General features: G+C 65.2%; 15 protein-coding genes. 7 read left to right on the forward strand and 8 right to left on the reverse strand.

Translation table 11 applies throughout. The features are described from left to right. The first annotated feature begins 54 nt into the window (after positions 1-54). From EXV95_RS23475 to EXV95_RS23490, 4 genes are all read left to right on the forward strand, one after another. Positions 55-1,266, forward strand: a complete 1,212-nt coding sequence (locus EXV95_RS23475; RefSeq protein ID WP_055401739.1) for an FAD-dependent monooxygenase — start codon at positions 55-57, stop codon at positions 1,264-1,266. 327 nt (positions 1,267-1,593) lie between these two features. Next, entirely contained in the window at positions 1,594-3,516 is a 1,923-nt protein-coding gene (locus EXV95_RS23480) for a PrkA family serine protein kinase (protein WP_176888709.1), read from the forward strand. A gap of 60 nt (positions 3,517-3,576) precedes the next feature. Then, on the forward strand, positions 3,577-4,845 hold the full coding sequence (locus tag EXV95_RS23485) for a YeaH/YhbH family protein (RefSeq protein WP_176888710.1): 1,269 nt from the start codon (positions 3,577-3,579) through the stop codon (positions 4,843-4,845). Beyond that, the gene (locus EXV95_RS23490) at positions 4,842-6,473 is read left to right on the forward strand and encodes a SpoVR family protein (RefSeq protein WP_176888711.1); all 1,632 of its coding nucleotides are present in this window, start codon (positions 4,842-4,844) and stop codon (positions 6,471-6,473) included. The genes EXV95_RS23485 and EXV95_RS23490 overlap by 4 nt, the downstream gene beginning before the upstream one ends. Before the next feature lie 199 nt (positions 6,474-6,672). Here EXV95_RS23490 and EXV95_RS23495 read toward each other — a convergent pair whose 3' ends face one another. Continuing rightward, positions 6,673-7,038 carry a MerR family DNA-binding protein gene (locus EXV95_RS23495; protein WP_055401731.1) on the reverse strand — a complete coding sequence of 122 codons (366 nt, stop codon included), beginning with the start codon at positions 7,036-7,038 and terminating at the stop codon, positions 6,673-6,675. A gap of 110 nt (positions 7,039-7,148) precedes the next feature. Between EXV95_RS23495 and EXV95_RS23500 the strand changes: the two genes are divergently transcribed. Continuing rightward, positions 7,149-7,598, forward strand: coding sequence for a hypothetical protein (locus EXV95_RS23500; RefSeq protein ID WP_176888712.1), 450 nt, complete (start codon positions 7,149-7,151; stop codon positions 7,596-7,598). On the opposite strand, the gene EXV95_RS23505 is transcribed toward EXV95_RS23500, so the two are convergent. Beyond that, complete coding sequence (locus EXV95_RS23505) at positions 7,570-8,748, reverse strand: nitrate/nitrite transporter (protein WP_176889161.1); 1,179 nt, start codon at positions 8,746-8,748, stop codon at positions 7,570-7,572. The genes EXV95_RS23500 and EXV95_RS23505 overlap by 29 nt on opposite strands. Positions 8,749-9,522: 774 nt before the next feature. Between EXV95_RS23505 and EXV95_RS23510 the strand changes: the two genes are divergently transcribed. Continuing rightward, a complete protein-coding gene (locus EXV95_RS23510; protein WP_055394413.1) occupies positions 9,523-9,885 on the forward strand; it encodes an MliC family protein in 363 nt (120 codons plus the stop codon). Between the two features lie 185 nt (positions 9,886-10,070). On the opposite strand, the gene EXV95_RS23515 is transcribed toward EXV95_RS23510, so the two are convergent. The 4 genes from EXV95_RS23515 to dctP form a co-directional block, all read right to left on the reverse strand. Continuing rightward, positions 10,071-11,354 carry a hydroxymethylglutaryl-CoA reductase, degradative gene (locus EXV95_RS23515; protein WP_176888713.1) on the reverse strand — a complete coding sequence of 428 codons (1,284 nt, stop codon included), beginning with the start codon at positions 11,352-11,354 and terminating at the stop codon, positions 10,071-10,073. A gap of 34 nt (positions 11,355-11,388) precedes the next feature. Then, complete coding sequence (locus tag EXV95_RS23520) at positions 11,389-12,705, reverse strand: TRAP transporter large permease subunit (protein WP_055394417.1); 1,317 nt, start codon at positions 12,703-12,705, stop codon at positions 11,389-11,391. Further along, the gene (locus EXV95_RS23525) at positions 12,702-13,232 is read right to left on the reverse strand and encodes a TRAP transporter small permease subunit (RefSeq protein ID WP_176888714.1); all 531 of its coding nucleotides are present in this window, start codon (positions 13,230-13,232) and stop codon (positions 12,702-12,704) included. Before EXV95_RS23525 ends, EXV95_RS23520 begins: the two co-directional genes overlap by 4 nt. Positions 13,233-13,316: 84 nt before the next feature. Next, on the reverse strand, positions 13,317-14,363 hold the full coding sequence (gene dctP, locus EXV95_RS23530) for a TRAP transporter substrate-binding protein DctP (RefSeq protein ID WP_176888715.1): 1,047 nt from the start codon (positions 14,361-14,363) through the stop codon (positions 13,317-13,319). 192 nt (positions 14,364-14,555) lie between these two features. Here dctP and EXV95_RS23535 point away from each other — a divergent pair, with 192 nt between their 5' ends. Continuing rightward, positions 14,556-15,974, forward strand: a complete 1,419-nt coding sequence (locus EXV95_RS23535; RefSeq protein WP_176888716.1) for a PLP-dependent aminotransferase family protein — start codon at positions 14,556-14,558, stop codon at positions 15,972-15,974. A gap of 18 nt (positions 15,975-15,992) precedes the next feature. Here the strand turns inward: EXV95_RS23535 and kynA are convergent, their stop codons facing one another. Both kynA and kynU read right to left on the reverse strand, forming a co-directional pair. Then, the gene (gene kynA, locus EXV95_RS23540) at positions 15,993-16,874 is read right to left on the reverse strand and encodes a tryptophan 2,3-dioxygenase (RefSeq protein WP_176888717.1); all 882 of its coding nucleotides are present in this window, start codon (positions 16,872-16,874) and stop codon (positions 15,993-15,995) included. A gap of 2 nt (positions 16,875-16,876) precedes the next feature. After that, complete coding sequence (gene kynU / locus EXV95_RS23545) at positions 16,877-18,187, reverse strand: kynureninase (protein WP_176888718.1); 1,311 nt, start codon at positions 18,185-18,187, stop codon at positions 16,877-16,879. Between the last annotated feature and the right edge of the window lie 26 nt (positions 18,188-18,213).

Below are 18,213 nucleotides of genomic sequence, written 5' to 3' on the forward strand. Positions count from 1 at the left end.
GGGCCCCTGCGCCATGACAAACATCCAGGCACGCCCGCACGGCACAATCGGTGCATGAAGAAGCAGGTATTGGTCGCCGGTGGCGGCATTGGCGGCTTGGCCGCCGCGTTGGGCGCATCGCGCGCGGGGTGGGATGTGCGGCTGTACGAACGCGCGGCAGCATTCAGCGAAGTGGGCGCCGGCGTGCAGATCGGGCCGAACGTAGTGCGCCGCCTACAGGCCTGGGGCCTGCAGCAGCCGTTGCAGGCGGTGGCCGCGTTCCCCAGCCGCTTGCAGGTGCGCAACGCCGTCAGCGGCAAGGAACTGGCCGTGCTGCCGTTGGGCCCCACGGCGGTGCAGCGCTATGGTGCGGCCTACGCCACCATCCACCGCGCCGACCTGCATGGCCTGCTGCTTTCCGCGGTGACCAAATACACCGACACGCAGTTGCATCTGGAGCACGCCATCGACGGATTCACCGATGCCGAGGGCGTCGTGACTGTTCGCACCAGCCGGGGCAAGGAGGTGGAAGGCGATGCGCTCATTGGTGCCGATGGCCTGTGGAGCCGCACGCGCACCCAGCTGCTCGGTGCCGTGCCGCCCCGCGTGACGGGGCACCTGGCCTACCGCGCGCTGGTGCCGCAGCATGCGCTGCCCGATGCATTGCGCACAGGCCAGGTCACCGCCTGGCTGGGCCCGCGCCTGCATGCCGTGCAATACCCCGTGCGCCGGGGCGAGCTGCAGAACATCGTCGTCATTGTGCAAGGCCCCGCGCCGCACGATCTGGAAAACTGGGACCACGCAGCCAATGCTGCGGGCCTGGAGCACGCCCTGCAAGGCACCTGCACGGCGCTGCAGGATGTCGTGCGCAGCGTGGGTGCTGCCGGTGGCCCCGGCTGGCGCCTGTGGCCGCTGTGCGACCGCCCTCCGGTGCGCGCTGCCGACGAGATGGCGCAAGGCCTGGTGGCCCTGCTGGGCGATGCGGCCCACCCCATGCGCCCCTACCTGGCCCAGGGCGCCGGCATGGCCATTGAAGACGCGGCCGAGCTGCAGCGTGCGCTGGCCATGCACGACCTGGATGTGCCGCTGCGCCTTACCCGCTACGCCCTTAACCGCTGGGAGCGAAACGCCCGGGTGCAGGCGCGCTCCATCCGCAACGGCCGCATCTTCCATGCCACCGGGCCTGTGCGCTGGGGCCGCGATCTGTCGCTGCGCCTGCTGGGCGAGCGGTTGCTGGATGTGCCCTGGTTGTACCGGGGCGATGGCTCCAGCGCCAGTTCGTTGTGAGTTCATTGCAGGGGGCGGGGTGGTGGTAACTGCCCGCCCCGAGCCGCCCGGTTCATGACCCTGCAGGGTGGGTGAACAGCGCCGCCAGGTTGTCAGGATATTCCCTATCCGGGGCAACCCCTGCATGCGCTGCGCGGGATGAACTTTGCGCAGTGTGCCACGCTCTATCCCTGTGTGTGCAAAGCTCCAAGAAGGCAACGGATGCGCCAGCGAATTTGCTGTTCAAGCGCACGCCGTGGTGCTACAAAGGGCCAAGCCGGTAGCGATTCCCACTGCAACACCGTGGCACCACCCGAGCCCGCCGGGGGTGCCGCCACAGGAGGTCGTATGGATGCCATCAGCAGTTTCGCCGCGCGTTATGCCCGTAGCCGCGAAGAGGAAATGTCGATTGACGAGTACCTCGCCGAGTGCAAGCGCGATCCCATGGCCTACGCCACGGCCGCCCAACGCATGCTGGCCGCCATTGGCGAGCCCGAGATGGTGGACACGCGCAATGACCCGCGCATGTCACGGCTTTTTGCCAACAAGGTCATCAAGCGCTACCCGGCCTTTGCCGAGTTCTACGGCATGGAGGATGCCATCGAGCAGGTGGTGAGTTTCTTTCGCCATGCTGCGCAAGGGCTGGAAGAGCGCAAGCAGATTCTTTATCTGCTGGGCCCTGTGGGCGGGGGTAAGAGCTCCATCGCGGAGCGGCTCAAGCACCTGATGCAGAAGGTGCCTTTCTATGCGCTCAAGGGCTCGCCGGTGAACGAATCGCCGCTGGGCCTGTTCGATGCGCTGGAGGACGGCCCGGTTTTGGAGGAACAGTTCGGCATCCCCCGCCGCTACCTGCAGCGTGTGCTCTCGCCGTGGGCGGTCAAGCGGCTCGACGAGTTTGGCGGCGACATCCGCCAGTTCCGCGTGGTCAAGCGCTACCCCAGCATCATGAAGCAGGTGGGCATCGCCAAAACCGAGCCGGGCGACGAGAACAACCAGGACATCTCCAGCCTGGTGGGCAAGGTGGACATCCGCAAGCTAGAAACCTTTGCGCAGGATGACACCGACGCCTACAGTTACAGCGGAGGCCTCTGCCTGGCCAACCAGGGCCTGCTCGAGTTTGTCGAGATGTTCAAGGCGCCCATCAAGGTGTTGCACCCGCTGCTCACTGCCACCCAGGAGGGCAACTACAAGGGAACGGAGGGCTTTGGCGCCATTCCGTTTGACGGCGTGGTGCTGGCGCACAGCAACGAGAGCGAGTGGAAGGCGTTTCGCAACAACAAGAACAACGAGGCGTTTCTGGACCGCATCTACATCGTCAAGGTGCCCTACTGCCTGCGCGTGAGCGAAGAGACCCGCATCTACGAAAAGCTCATCCGCGAGTCGTCGCTGGGCAACGCCGTGTGTGCGCCCGGCACGCTCAAGATGATGTCGCAGTTCGCCATCCTCACGCGGCTGAAGGAGCCCGAGAACTCCAGCATCTTCAGCAAGATGCAGGTGTACGACGGCGAGAGCCTGAAAGACACCGACCCGCGCGCCAAGAGCTACCAGGAGTACCGCGACTACGCGGGCGTGGACGAGGGCATGACGGGTATATCGACCCGCTTTGCGTTCAAGATTTTGTCGAAGGTGTTCAACTTTGACAGTGCCGAGGTGGCCGCCAACCCGGTGCACCTGATGTATGTGCTGGAGCAGCAGATCGAGCGCGAGCAGTTCCCTACCGAGCTGGAGACCAAGTACACCAGCTACATCAAGGAGTTCCTGTCCCCCCGCTATGCCGAGTTCATTGGCAAGGAGATCCAGACCGCCTACCTGGAGAGCTACAGCGAGTACGGCCAGAACATCTTTGACCGCTACGTGACCTACGCCGACTACTGGATCCAGGACAACGAGTACCGCGACACCGACACCGGCGAGGTGTTCGACCGGGGCGCACTCAACGCCGAGCTGGAAAAGATCGAGAAGCCCGCAGGCATTGCCAACCCGAAGGACTTTCGCAACGAGATCGTCAATTTTGTGCTGCGCGCGCGCGCCAACAACCAGGGCCAGAACCCCAGCTGGACCAGCTACGAGAAGCTGCGCCTGGTGATCGAGAAGAAGATGTTCTCCAACACCGAAGAGCTGCTGCCCGTGATCAGCTTCAACGCCAAGGCCAGCGCCGAAGAGGCGCGCAAGCACGAGGACTTTGTCACCCGCATGGTGAACAAGGGCTACACGCCCAAGCAGGTGCGGCTGTTGTGTGAGTGGTACTTGCGTGTGCGCAAGAGCAGCTGATCAAGGGACTGGATTGCCAGCGCAGCCCTGCGGGCGCTGGTTCATGCATGGGGGCAAAGGATGGCATTGCAAATCATCGATCGCAGGCTCGCTGGCAAGAACAAGTCGGTGGGCAACCGCGAGCGATTTGTTCGCCGTTACAAGGAACAGATCGCGGACGCGGTGCGCCGTGCGGTCTCGCAGCGCGGCATCCGCGACATGGAGCAGGCCGAGAGCATCACCATACCGCGCAAGGACATCAGCGAGCCCGTGTTCCACCATGGCCAGGGCGGCATTCGCGACACGGTGCACCCCGGCAACGCAGAGCATGTGCGCGGCGACCGCATCGAACGGCCCCAGGGCGGAGCGGGCGGGCGCGGCTCGCAGGCCAGCGACAGCGGGGAGGGCGAGGACGACTTCACATTCACGCTGACCAAGGAAGAGTTCATGCAGCTCTTTTTTGAAGACCTGGCGCTGCCGCACCTGCTGCGCACCCACATTGGCGAGAACCCGCAGTGGAAGTCGCGCCGCGCAGGCTACAGCCAAGACGGCATCCCCAACAACCTGGCTGTGCTGCGCACCATGCGCGGGGCGCTGGGGCGGCGCATTGCGCTGGGCAAGTCGACCCACCGCGAGCTGCTGGCGCTGCAGGCCGAGCTGGACGCCCTGCTGGGGCAGGACGACGGCACCAGCGAGGCGGTGGCCGAGTTGCAGCGTCGCATCGATGCGCTGACGGCGCGCATCGACAAGATTCCCTACCTCGACCCCATCGACCTGCGCTTTCGTGCGCGTACGCCGGTGCCAGTGCCCAGCAGCCAGGCGGTGATGTTCTGCGTGATGGACGTTTCGGGCTCCATGGACGAGACACGCAAGGACCTGGCCAAGCGGTTCTTCATCCTGCTGTACCTGTTTCTCACGCGGCACTACGAGACCATCGACATCGTGTTCATCCGCCACCACACCCAGGCGGCCGAGGTGAGCGAGGAGCAGTTCTTTCACTCCACCGAGAGCGGCGGCACCGTGGTCAGCAGCGCGCTGGCGCTGCTGGACCAGATCATCCGTGCGCGCTATCCGCAGGGCGACTGGAACATCTACGTGGCCCAGGCCAGTGATGGCGACAACTTCACCAACGACAGTGGCATCTGCCGCAACCTGCTGGTGGACAAGATCCTGCCGCTGGTGCGCTACTTTGCCTATGTGCAGGTGGCAGAAGAGGAGCAGAACCTGTGGGACGAGTACAGCCAGTTGATGCCGCTGTTCTCCCACTTTGCAATGCGCAAGGTCGCCGCACCCGGCGACATCTACCCGGTGTTCCGCGACCTCTTCAAGAAAGAGGGGGTGGCCGCATGAACAACGTTGTGCAGTATCCGGTGCTGGAGCGCCGCATCAGCGACAACCCCTGGAAGGCCGCCGCCGTGGGTGAGCGCCGCCACCGCGCCGTGCCCGGCCAGCCCCTGCCTGCAGGCGCGCGGCCGGCCGAGCCGTTGCCCGACCCGAGCGACTGGACGTTCGAGCTGATCGAGCGCTACCACGGGGCCATCGCCGCCACGGCAGAGCGCTTTGGCCTCGACACCTACCCCAACCAGCTGGAGATCATCACCGCCGAGCAGATGATGGATGCCTACTCAAGCGTCGGCATGCCGGTGAACTACCGGCACTGGAGCTACGGCAAGGAGTTTCTGGCCACCGAGCGGCGCTACCGGCGCGGGCACATGGGGCTGGCGTATGAGATCGTCATCAACTCCAACCCCTGCATCAGCTACCTGATGGAGGAGAACACCACCGCCATGCAGGCGCTGGTGATTGCGCATGCGGCCTACGGGCACAACAGCTTCTTCAAGGGCAACTACCTGTTTCGCATGTGGACCGACGCGTCCAGCATCATCGACTACCTGGTGTATGCCAAGGACTACGTGGCCCAGTGCGAAGAGCGCTACGGCATGGCCGAAGTGGAGCGGCTCATGGATTCGTGCCATGCGCTGGCCAACTTTGGAGTGGACCGCTACCGTCGCCCCTCCAAGAAGAACCTGGCGCGCGAACGGCTGGAGCGCGCGCAGCGCGAGGCCTATGCCCAGCAGCAGGTGAACGAGCTGTGGCGCACGCTGCCCATGCGTCCCGGCAAGGAGGATGCCACGCAGGAGCACAACCGCTTTCCGCAGGAGCCGCAAGAGAACATCCTGTACTTCATCGAAAAAAACGCGCCCCTGCTGGAACCCTGGCAGCGCGAGATCGTGCGCATTGTGCGCAAGATCGCGCAGTATTTCTACCCCCAGCGCCAGACCCAGGTGATGAACGAAGGCTGGGCCACCTTTTGGCACTACACGCTGCTCAATACGCTGTACGACGAGGGCTACCTGAGCGACGGGGTGATGATCGAATGGCTGGGCTCGCACACCAATGTCATCTACCAGCCGCCCGTGGACCATCGCGCCTACAGCGGCATCAACCCCTATGCGCTGGGGTTTGCCATGTACCGCGACATCCAGCGCATCTGCCAGAACCCTACGGAGGAGGATCGGCACTGGTTCCCTGACATCGCGGGCACACCCTGGCTGCCCGCGCTGGACCACGCCATGCGCAACTTCAAGGACGAGAGTTTCATCGGCCAGTACCTCAGCCCGCACCTGATGCGCGAGATGCGCCTGTTTGCGCTGCACGACGATGCCAACGGGCGCGAGCTAGTAGTCAGCGAGATCCACGACGAGAACGGCTACCGCCGCCTGCGCCAGATGCTGTCGCAGCAGTACGACCTGGGAACGCGCGAGCCCAACATCCAGGTCTGGAACGTGAACCTGCGCGGCGACCGCAGCTTGACCCTGCGCCACACCCAGTACCAGGGCCGCCCGCTGGCCGACGACACGCAGGAGGTGCTGCGGCATGTGGCGCGCCTGTGGGGTTTTGGGGTGCAGATCGAGAGTGTGGATGCCGATGGCAACCACCCCGTGCTGCTGCACTCGGTGGCCTCATCGGCCGCGTGAACAACAGGGGCTGAGCGGGGGGGATGTGGCAGCGCGATGCGCGCCTGCAGACCTGCTGCACGTGCCATGGGCCAGCGCCCATTTCTTGCAGGATGATTGCTATTAAATGTATAGCTGCATACGCTTGTTGGATAAGCGCTACGGTCTGTTTTTGCTTGATATTTTGGAGGCTGCCGACGATGAGGGGCCATTGCGCCATTCAGGCGGCGGCAGCGGCCCCACGCAGTGGGCAGTCCGTGGCCACCCGCTCGGCCAGAGTCTGGCGCAGGGCCTGCAGCGCGGCAATGCGTGCGTCGATCTCCTGCAGCTTCACTGCCAGCACCTGGGCCAGCGCTGGGCCGGGGTCGGCGGCGTCCCAGATGGCGGGCAGCCGGTCGCCAATCTCTGCCAGCGTAAAGCCCAGCTGCTGCGCGGTGCGGATGTACTGCACCAGCATCGCCGTTTCGGCCGGGTAGTCGCGGTAGCCATTGGCCAGGCGCCGCGAGCGGATGAGGCCTTGTTGTTCATAAAAGCGCAGTGCCTCGCGGCTCAGGCCGGAAGCAGTGGCGAGTTCACCGATCAGCATGGGGGTTTCCTTGTGGCGTGAAAACAAATGCCACCCCTGGAAGCGGCTTGACCCTGAAGCGTACTTCAGGGCTGAACCTCGGGGCTTCTTTCATCCCCAGGTTGATCACCATGCCCCTTTTTTCAATTTCCACTCCGCGCTACCTGCGTATCGTGCGCGCCAGCGGCTGGTACGACCTGCTGGTGACCTGGCCTTTTGCGCTGCCGTGGACCTTTGTGTGGCTGTATGCCCAGTTGGGCATGTTGGCCGCCGTGCTGGGCCTTCCCGGTACCCTGCACCCGTTGGACACCACCCACATGTTGCTGGCCAACCTTCTAGGGTCGGTGGTGGTTGTGTGGTCTATCGCGCGCATGGTTGCGCCCAGCTTGCTGCTGGGGCGCTTGGATGGCGTGGCGCGGTTTCTGTTTGCGGCCTGGCAGATTTATGCCGTGGCCCACGGCGCCAATGTGATCGTGCTGGGCTTCACGCTGTTTGAGCTGCTGTTTGGTGTGCTGCAGTGGTGGCGCGTTGCGGGCACTTCCCCAGCACGGGTCAGTGTGCTGGCACCGGCAGGCACCTGAACGCCAGGGCGCCTGCCGCCAGCATGGCGGCAATGGTCAGCATCACAGCCACATACGGGTCCGCGCCCTGTGCGGCGGCGATGGAGGCTGCCACGCCGGTCACCCACTGCATCAGTGCCACGCCCAGAAACAGCGCCATCGTGAACACCGCCATGGCGCGCCCGGTGACGGCGGGTGCGTAGGCCGAACGCACGTCTGAATACTGCAGCACCATGTAGCCCGACAACAGGCCCACCGCGATGGAGCCCGCCACGTCCAGCCACTCGGCGTGCAGCAGGCCGATGGCACCGAAGAGGGTTGCCAGCAGCACCGTGAAGCCCGTGATCCAGCGGCGGCGTTGGCCAGGCCCCGGGTCGAGTCGCCCGAACAATGCCGGTGTGAACAGCGACACCAGCGACGACAACATGGCCACGTTGCCGCTGGCCACCAGCGAATAGCCATGCCGCTCAATGAGCAGCGGCCCCAGCCACAGCCCGCGCAGCGTGAGGAAGGAGGCATACGTCGTCAGCGCCAGCAGCATGATTCCGGCGGTGTGCGGCAGCAAGAACAGCGCGCCAAACCCGCGCACCGCCTGCAGCACCGATTCGCGCGGGGGCGCATTGTGCGTGGGTTGCGCGGGCTCGTGCACCTTCCAGAAGATCAGCAGCCAGGCCAGTGCCGCAAAACCCGCCAGCACCGCAAAGCCCATGCGCCAGGACGACAGCTGCACCAGCCACGCCAGTGGCGTTCCCGTGAGCAACATGCCCAGCCCGCCCACGCCCATGGCCACACCCGAGACCATCGCAAACCGGCTGGCCGGAAAGTAGCGCGCAATGAACACCGTGCACACCAAAAACGCGGGCGCGCAGCCCACGCCGATCAGCACCTGCCCCAGCAGCACCGCGCCATAGCCGGGCGCCAGCGCCGACAGCACCGAGCCCGCAATCGCCAGCGGAAACGCCACCAGAAGCGTGCGCCGCACGCCATAGAGGTCGATGCCAATGCCCATGAAGAGCTGCATGGTGCCGAAGGCGAATGCGAACGCTCCGGCAAACACGCCCAGCGCCTGCGCCGACAGGCCGAACTCTGCCCGCAGGCCCGTGGCCATGATGGCCGTGATGGTGCGAAACGCCTGGCTCAGCGCAAAACCCGTCACCAGTGCCAGCAGCATGGCCCAGGCGGCGCGGAGGGGGAGCAATGGGGTATTGGGTGTGGGGGGGGGGGCACCTGCACGGTGGTGGGTCTCCAAAAAGGGGGCGCAACAGGCTGCCCCGTTCCGAGCGTACATGGACAGGGCGGTGACCGCTGTCTCGCGTGAATCGCACGGGTTGCCGGGTCCGCCAATCTGCACCAGATGGGAGCGGCCGACGGGCGCGTGGGGCAGGCAGTAGGGGCGTTGGGGGAGGGATAAGGGTCGTGACTTGCGCAAACCAGGGCTCGGGCCAGCGGCTCACCGTTGGGCAAGGGCGGCTGTTGCATCCCGATTTGCGAAGGTTCATTTGCGCAGGTTCTAAGGGTATGTCCCGAGCCGTCGCCGCAACAGCTCCAGTCGCCAAGGTGACGTGGCGTTTTGGGGCCAGGCTGCGCGCAATCGGGTGCCAGTCCAGTGCATTGCAACCATACGTGCCTGCAATGCCGTGTTGGACGGGGCTGTCTGGCCCGTCATCAGGGCGCCACGGAGCGAAGTCAGACTTTAGAGAAGGCTCTCGATGTGGGGATCACCCCAATCGACGGGGCGCGGACCCTGCGGCACTCTCATGGGCATGCCCTGCGCTGGGTGTGGATGGCGGCTGAAACCGTTCCTCGGTTTCGGCTTCTCGCCTGCAGCGGAGTGGTGGCAAGGTTTGTGCTTGGAAGCCCCCAGTGACCCCGGTGGTCGGTGGCCACAAGCAGTTTGCAGGTTGGAGTGTGTGCCGCAATGCACATCGCTACTCAGGAGTGACTGATGAAGAAGATGGTTTCGCTGTGTTCAGGTGCGCTGGCAACGCTGTTGATGTCGGGATGCGCGAGCCAGCCACCCGTGATGCAGGCCTTTAGCGAGCCAACGGACCGCGGCAGCATGCAGTTCGCCTGCGGCAATGGCGAAAAGGTGGAGATGCAGTTCTACCCCGAGCAAGGCCGCAGCGTGTTGCGGCGCAGCGGCTGGACGGTGGAACTGCCCAAACAGGCCACGGAAACCGGCTACGCCTTCAGCAACGGCCCCACCACCGTGCTCGGCAAGGGCAATGAGCTGACCATCCAGATTGGCCATCTGGCACCGATCTGGTGCCGCAGCAACCGCCCCATGATGGTGGCGGGCGTGCAATAGGCGGGCTGCAGAGCAGGCCACCCCCGCGCCCGGTAGTTTCGGGTTGCGGCATTCTTCAAAAACAATAGCTGCCAGCGCCTATGAACAAGGCGCTGGTGGCTTTTTTTGTGGGTAATTTCTAGGTCGCTTTTCCAGGTGGTTGGGTGGTGCGGGTCGGCACTCTCACGCTGCCGCTGTGAACGAATTCATGCACTACTGCGCAGCCGCTGCAACTCGGCCTCCGCAACGTCGATGCGCACCGTGCCCTGCGCCACCAGCACCTGCGCAACGCGGTCGATCTCGTCGCCCACGGCGCCCGCCATCATCGCGATGTTCTGCGCGTGCAGGGCCATGTGCCCCTTCTGGATGCCGGTGGTGGCCAGCGCCTTCATGGCCGAGAAGTTTTGCGCCAGGCCCACGGCCGCAATGATCTGGGCCAGCTCGCGGGCTGATGTGACGCCCAGTATCTTGAGCGCGGTCTTGGCCGTGGGGTGCAGCTTGGTGGCACCGCCCACCAGGCCCACGGCCATGGGCAGCTCGATGGAGCCTGCCAGGTCGCCGTCGTTGGTCACCTCCCACGTTGTCAGGCTGGTGTAGTGGCCGCCGCGTGCGGCGTAGGCGTGGGCACCGGCTTCTACCGCGCGCGTGTCATTGCCGGTGGCCAGCACCACGGCGCTCACGCCGTTCATGATGCCCTTGTTGTGCGTGGCGGCGCGGTACGGGTCGGCCGCCGCAAAGTGGTAGGCCGCCAGCATGCCGTCGCGCACCGCCTCGCCGCCGATGTCGGCCGTGCGCCACACGCAGCGCGCACGCGCCAGGCGCCGGTCGGCCAGGTTCGACAGGATGCGCAGGTTGGTCTGCCCGCCCGTCCATGCCGCAATCTGCGGTGCAATCTTTTCGGCCATGGTGTTGACGGCATTGGCGCCCATGGCGTCGCGCGTGTCCACGATGAGGTGGGTGATCACCATGGTGCCGCCGCGTGTGTCGATCACCCGCACCTCCAGGTCCCGGAAGCCGCCGCCCAGCTTGGCGAGGATGGGGTCGCAGGCATCGCACAGCGTGCGGATGTCTTCCTTGTGCTCCAGGATGCGGATGCGCGCGTGCTGCGGATCAGACACCTGCGTGAGCTGGATCTGCGCAATCATCTCGGTACCCGACATCGAGGTGGCGAAGCCGCCGTGGTCGTAGCACTGCCGTGCCGCGTTGCACACCGCGGCCACCACCGACGATTCTTCGGTGGCCATGGGGATCAGTCGGTCTCGGCCGTCGATCTTCATGTTGGTGGCAATGCCCACGGGGATGTTCATCGTGCCGATCACGTTCTCGATGAGGTGGTCGGCCAGCTCGGCAGGCAGGTTGCCGGTGTTCAGCAGGTGGGCCTTGTCGTCGTCGCCAAGGCCCGCAAACTGGGCCACGGCGTCGATGCGTGCGGGGATGGCGAGCTTGTGAAAGCCGCCAATGCGGCTGCTGGGGTGTGCGGTGGAAGTCATGGACGTGTTTGGGATAAATGGGTGAACAAGCGGCTCAGCGCGACGCCATCAGCCGGGGCAGGTAGGTGACCAGATCGGGGAAGGCCGCGCAGATGAGCAGGCCGACGAACTGCAGCCCGAAGAACGGCAAGATGCCCCAGTACACGGCGTTCATGCCGATGTGGCTGGGCAGCGTCCCCTTGATGTAGAACAGCGTGTAGCCGAACGGCGGGCTGATGTAGCCCATCTGGATGGTGATGGCGTACAGCACGCCAAACCACAGCTCGTCAAAGCCCAGCAGCCGCACGATGGGCAGGAACACCGGCACCGTGAGCAGGATGATTCCCAGCTCGTCCAGCACCGTGCCCAGGAACACCAGCAACAGCATCATGGCCGCCAGGATGAGCCAGCGGTTCACGTCCAGCCCCTGGATGAACTGCAGCAAAGTGTCCGCCCCGCCCAGGCCGGTGAAGATGGCCACATAGGCCTTGGCTCCGAGAGTGATCCACAGGATCATCGCCGTGGCCTTGAGTGCGTCGGTTGCAGCGCCGCGCAGCATGCCGCGCTCCCACCGGCGCTTGATAAGGCTGGGCAGCAGCGCTCCGGCCACGCCTACCGCAGCAGACTCGGTCGGTGTCGCGATGCCGAAGAAGATCGAGCCCAGGATCATCACGATCAGCATGGCGGGTATCACCAGGGCCTTCAATGCCACCAGCTTTTCGCGCAGCGGTGCCTTGCGGGTGCTGGGGTCCAGGGGCACCCACTCGGGCTTCACCCAGCCCACCACGATGATGTAGGCGATGTACAGCGCGGCCAGGATGAGGCCCGGAACGATGCCTGCAATCAGCATTTGGCCAATGGAGATCTGGGCCGTGACGGCGTACACGATGGTCAGCACCGACGGCGGGATCAGGATGCCCAGCGTGCCCGACGCGCAAATGGTGCCCAGCGCCAGCTCGGGCTTGTAGCCGCGCCGCAGCATCTCGGGCAGCGCCAGAATGCCCATGGCCGTCACGGCGGCACCCACGACGCCGGTCATGGCTGCCATCACCACGCAGATGATGACGGTGCCGATGGCGAGGCCGCCTTTGAGGCGCCCAAACCACAGCTCCATCGCGCGGTACAGGTCTTCGATGACGCCTGAGCGCTGCAGGATGCAGGCCATCAGGATGAACAGCGGAATCGCGAGCAGCGCCTCGGACTTCATGGTGTCGAAGATCTGCAGCACCAGCACGATGACCGCGTTGGGCTCCCACAGCGTGACGGTGAACAGCAGCGACAAGCCGCCCAGCACGAAGGCGATGGGCAGGCCGGTGAGCATGAACAGCGTGAGGCTGCCGAACATCAGCACCAGAATCATGTTGGAGGTCATGGGTGGGCCTCCGCGGGCGAAACGTCAACGGTGGCTTCGTCGAACAGCGTGCGAAAAAACTCCACCACAGCTTGCAGCAGCATCAGCGCCAATGCCAGCGGCACGGCGGCCTTCACGGGCCAGATCGGCGGGTTCCAGGCGGAAAAGCTGGTCTCGCGATACGTAAACGCGCTGTAGGCCGCAGGCAGGCTGAAGTACAGCAGAATGCCGCAGAACAGCACGATGATGGGAAAGTTCACCAGGTCCAGCCGCCGCTGCCAGGCAGGGCTCAGGCGCTGGCGCGCCACGTCGAGCGCCACATGGCCCTTGAGGTGCAGCAGGTACGGACCGCCCAGCAGAAAGTAGGGGCCGAACAGCAGCACGGCCAGCTCCATGCCCCACACCGTGGGCGCATTGAACACATAGCGTGCAATGACTTCATAAAGCATGACGGGGACCACGATGGCCATCAACCACACCGTGGCCTGGAAGATCCAGCGGTTGAGTGTGGTGATGGCCGATGTGGAGACAGAGAGCCATGACGGCATGGGGTGACTCCTCAGAACAGTGGGGGCGAGCCCATGCGCACTGGCGCGCACAAAGGTCGCCAGTGCAAGGTCCGCCGCGTGTGATCAGGCCAGCAGGCCCAGTTCTTTCATGAAGGCCACCTGGCTGTCCAGGATCTTGGTGGCGAGCGCGTCACCCTTCGTGGCGGTGCGCCATGCGGCCATGGCCTTGGGCCGTGCAGCGGCGATGTCGGCGGCGCTGAAGCGGATGATCTCGCAGCCCTTGGCCTGGTACTTGGCCAGCACGGTGGCATCGCTCACCAGAATGTGTTGGCGCAGCGCCGCCGAAATCTCGCGCGCGGCCACGGCCAGCGCGGCCTTGAACTCGGCGGGCAGCTTGTCGTGTGCTGCACGGTTGGCCACGTAGCTGGTGGCGGTGGTGGGCTGGTGAAAGCCCGGCACCACTACAAACTTGGCCACCTCGGCCAGGCCCGCTTCAAAGTTCGCCGTCAGGTCGCCCCGGTCGGCCATGTCGATCACGCCCTTGTCCAGGGCGGAGTACACCTCACCCGTGGGCAGCGGCGTCACCGACACGCCCATGGCGCCCATCACGGCCGATGCCAGGCCCACAAAGCGACCCTTCTTGCCCGTGAGGTCGGCGATCTTGCGGATTGGCACCTTGGAGTGCAGCGGCTCCTGGCCGTACACCGTGGGCGCGATGTAGTGCAGGCCTGCGGGCGCGTACGCCTGTCGCACCAGGTCCAGCCCGCCGCGCTCGTAGAACCAGGCTTCGTATTCGTCACTCTCGGCAAAGCCGAACGGAATGGTGCTGGTGAAGGCAAACGCAGGAATCTTGCCGGCCTCGTAGCCGTCGAAGGTTTTCATCAGCTCAAACGCGCCGCCGCGCACGGCATCAAACGCTTGCGCGGCGGGCACGATCTGGCCAGCGGCAAACAGGTTGATCTTGAAGCGGCCGCCGGTCAGCTCTGCCACGCGGGCCACAAAACGCTCTTCAAACTTTTGCGGCGTGGTGCCGCCGTCCCACAGCGCCTGCATGCGCCAGGTGACGGTGGCCTGCGCGTGGCTGGCCAGGGGCGCCGCTGCGCCCACGGCAGCGGCTGCAGCCAGGGTGGATTTGAGGATGTTGCGTCGTTGGACGGCTTTGTCTGCCATGTCTTGTCTCCGGTTGGTTTGGAATGTGTGCCCCATCGCCGTGGGGTTGCTGCCTCGGCCCAATGCGCAGTCTGGGCTGCGGGCGAGTTCGAAAAGTATATGGACAATGCAGCCGGTGGTTGGATACAGTTTGGGCACAGATCAGAAAACTGTACCCATCAATACATGGGTACAGATAAGGAGACAGACCCCATGCCTCACCCCGAAGAAGACGCATCGCCCGACAGCAAGGTCGAAGCACTGGCGCGCCGCATTGCGCAGTCCATCGAACAAGGCAGCGTGCTACCCGGCACCCGCCTGCGGTCCATCCGCGATGCAGCCGCCAAGGACGGTGTGGGCCGCAACACGGTGGTGGAGGCGTACAACCGCCTGGCCGCGCGCGGCTATGTGGAAGCGCGGCCCGGCTCGGGCTATTACGTGCGCAAGCCCAGCAGCGGCGTGCATGCCCAGGCCCCCGCGCCACACGTGACCGAAGCGGTGGACGTGGTGTCGCTGCTGCGTGAGCAACTGGAGCAGCACTACGAGGTGCGCGTGGGCGATGGCCGCCCGCCCGCGTCGTGGATGGAGGGGTCCGAGCTGGGCAGCTCGCTGCGCCGCGCGCGCTCGCAAGGGTTGACGGACATTGAGCATGGTTACGGCACACCCTGGGGCTACCTGCCACTGCGCGAGACCATTGCACGCATGCTGGGCGAGCGCACCATCCCGGTCAATCCGCGCCAGGTTTTGCTGACCCAGGGCGCCAACCACGCGCTGGACCTCATCGTGCGGCACCTGCTGGATGCGGGCGATGAGGTGCTGGTGGATTCGCCCGGCTACTACCCGCTGTTTGGCAAGCTCAAGCTCGCCAAGGTGGAGATGCTGGGCGTGCCCCGGCTGGCCGATGGCCCCGACCTGGATGCGCTGCAGGCGCTGCTGGAAAAGCACCGGCCCAAGGTGTTCTTCACGCAGTCGCTGGCGCACAACCCCACAGGCGGGTCGATCAGCCTGCCCAAGGCCCACCGCCTGTTGCAGATGGCTGCGGCCCACGGGTTTCTGGTGGTGGAGGATGACCCATTTGCCGACCTGCAGCCGCCCAACGCCCCGCGCCTGGCAGCGCTGGACCAGTTGGAGCGCGTGATCTACGTGAGCAGCTTTTCCAAAACGCTGTCGGCCGGTCTGCGCGTGGGCTACATCGCTGGGGCGGCGCACCGCATCAATGCGCTGTGTGACCTCAAGATGGTGACGGTGGTGTCCACGTCCGATTTTGTCGAGCGCGTGGTGCACCAGCTGATCTCTGCGGGCCAGTACCGGCGCCATCTGAGCCGTCTCAAGGCCCGGCTGGACGGTGCGTTGGGCCCTGCGCAAAAAGCATTGGCACGCCTGGGCCTCACCGTGCGCCCCAGCCCGCCGGGCGGGTATTACCTGTGGGTGGAGTTACCGCATGGCATCACCGAACTGGGCCTGGCCCGCAGTGCGGCAGAGCGGGGCATTTTTCTGGCGCCGGGCGCCGTGTTCTTTCCACAGCGGCAGGGCCTGCAGCAGCCTTTGCAGGCCATGCGCGTGAACGTGGCTTATGCCAATGACGCGCGGTTCTTGCGGTTTCTGCAGGCCGCACTGAAGGCGGCGGGTTGAGGGCTTGTCGCGCCCAGGTTAGAGGTCCGTGCGCAGCTTCCAGATTTCGGGGAACAGCACCACGTCCAGCATCTTGCGCAAGTAGCTCACGCCGCCCGTGCCGCCGGTGCCGCGTTTGAATCCGATGACGCGCTCCACCGTGGTCACATGGCGGAATCGCCAGAGGCGGAAGGCGTCTTCCAGGTCGGTCAGTTCTTCCCCCAGTTGGTACAGGTCCCAGTGCTCCTTGGGGTTGCGGTACACCACCAGCCACGCTTGTTCCACCGCATCGCTTTCGGCGTAGGGCAGCGTCCAGTCGCGGTCGGTATGGCTGGCGGGCACGGGGATGCCGCGGCGCGCCAGCAGGCGCAGGGCTTCGTCGTACAGCGACGGTGCCTCGTAAGCGGCCTGCACCTGGGCCAGCAGGTCGGCACGGTGCTCGTGGGGCTTGAGCATGGCTCGGTTCTTGTTGCCCAGAGCGAATTCAATGCTGCGGTATTGGTAGCTTTGGAAGCCGCTGGACTGGCCCAGGTACGGGCGCATGGCGGTGTATTCGGGCGGCGTCATGGTGGCCAGCACGTCCCACGCGTGCACCAGCTGTTCCATGATCTTGGAGACGCGCGCCAGCATCTTGAACGCCATCTGCAGCTCATCGTTGGCGATGTGCGCAATGGCGGCGCGCAGCTCGTGCAGCATGAGCTTCATCCACAGCTCGCTGGTCTGGTGCTGCACGATGAACAGCATCTCGTCGTGCGCGGGCGACAGCGGTTTTTGCGCGGTGAGGATGGCGTCGAGCTGCAGGTAGTCGCCGTAGCTCATGCTTTTGCTGAAGTCGAGCTGGGCGCGCTCTTCGTGCACGATGGATTCGGGCAGGGCCGCGGCCTTTTCATCACCCGCGGGAGTTTGGGAGAAGGGGCACATGATCAGGTCACCGCGTGGGTCTGGTTGAACTCGGGCTTTTGCCAATCGCCGCTCTCCAGCACTTGGCGCAGATGCTCCACCGCGTTCCATACGTCTTCGAAACCGATGTACAGCGGCGTGAAGCCAAAGCGCAGGATGTCCTTGTGCGGACCCTTGCCGCCATCGCCTTTGCGGAAGTCGCCAATCACACCGCGCGCGATCAGCGCTTGCACGATGGCGTACGCGCCGCTGCCCTGGCCGTTGACGCCAGCACCTTCATCACGCGTCAAACAGACCTGCGAGCCACGCTGTGCATGTTCACGCGGTGTGGCCAGGCCCAGGCCGTAGCCTGCGCAGCGCTCTTCCACGAGTTTGATGAACAGGTCGGCGAGCGCCAGCGACTTGGTGCGCAGCGCGGCCATGCCGCCCAGGTTTTCTGCGGCGGTGAACACGTCCAGCCCGCATTGCAAAGCCGACAGGCTGATGATGGGCTGCGTTCCACACAGGTAGCGCGTGATGCCCGGGGCAGGCTTGTAATCCGGCGTAAACGCAAAGGGTGCGGCGTGGCCCCACCAGCCAGACAGCGGTTGCCAGAACCGGTTGGCGTGGCGCGGGTGCACCCACACAAAGGCCGGGGCGCCGGGGCCGCCGTTGAGGTACTTGTAGCCGCAGCCAATCGAGAAATCTGCGCCTGCGCCGTTCAAGTCCACCGGCACCGCGCCCGCGCTGTGCGCCAGGTCCCACACGCACAAGATGCCCTGGGCGTGCGCGGCGGCGGTGATGGCGGCCATGTCGTGCATGGCGCCGGTGCGGTAGTTCACGTGCGTGAGCATCAGCACGGCCACGTCGCTGGTCAGTGCTGCGGTGATCTCTTCGGGCTCTACCAGCACCAGCTCCAGGCCGCGCTCCTTGCACAGGCCTTCGGCGATGTAGAGGTCGGTGGGGAAGTTGCTGCGCTCGCTCACGATGCGATTGCGCGCGGGGCTGTCTTCGCGCGCGATGTTGAGCGCCGCGCTCAGCACCTTGTAGAGGTTGATGGACGTGCTGTCGGTGCACACCACTTCGTCCTGGCCTGCTCCGATCAGCGGGGCCAGCTGGTTGCCCAGGCGCTGGGGCAGGTCGAACCAGCTTGCGGTGTTCCACGATTTGATGAGGTCGGTGCCCCATTCGCGGGTGACCACATCGGCCACGCGCGCGGCGGCGGCCTTGGGGGCCACGCCCAGCGAATTGCCGTCCAGGTAGATCACGCCCGGGGGCAGGGCGAAGTGGCTGCGCAGCGGCGCGAGGGGGTCTTGCGCGTCGAGCGCGCGGCAGTCTTGCAAGGTAGTGGTCATGGTGTTCAGAGTGGTTTGCTTCTGTT

This window comes from Acidovorax sp. JMULE5 (assembly GCF_013376875.1).
Taxonomy (GTDB): domain Bacteria; phylum Pseudomonadota; class Gammaproteobacteria; order Burkholderiales; family Burkholderiaceae_C; genus Acidovorax; species Acidovorax facilis.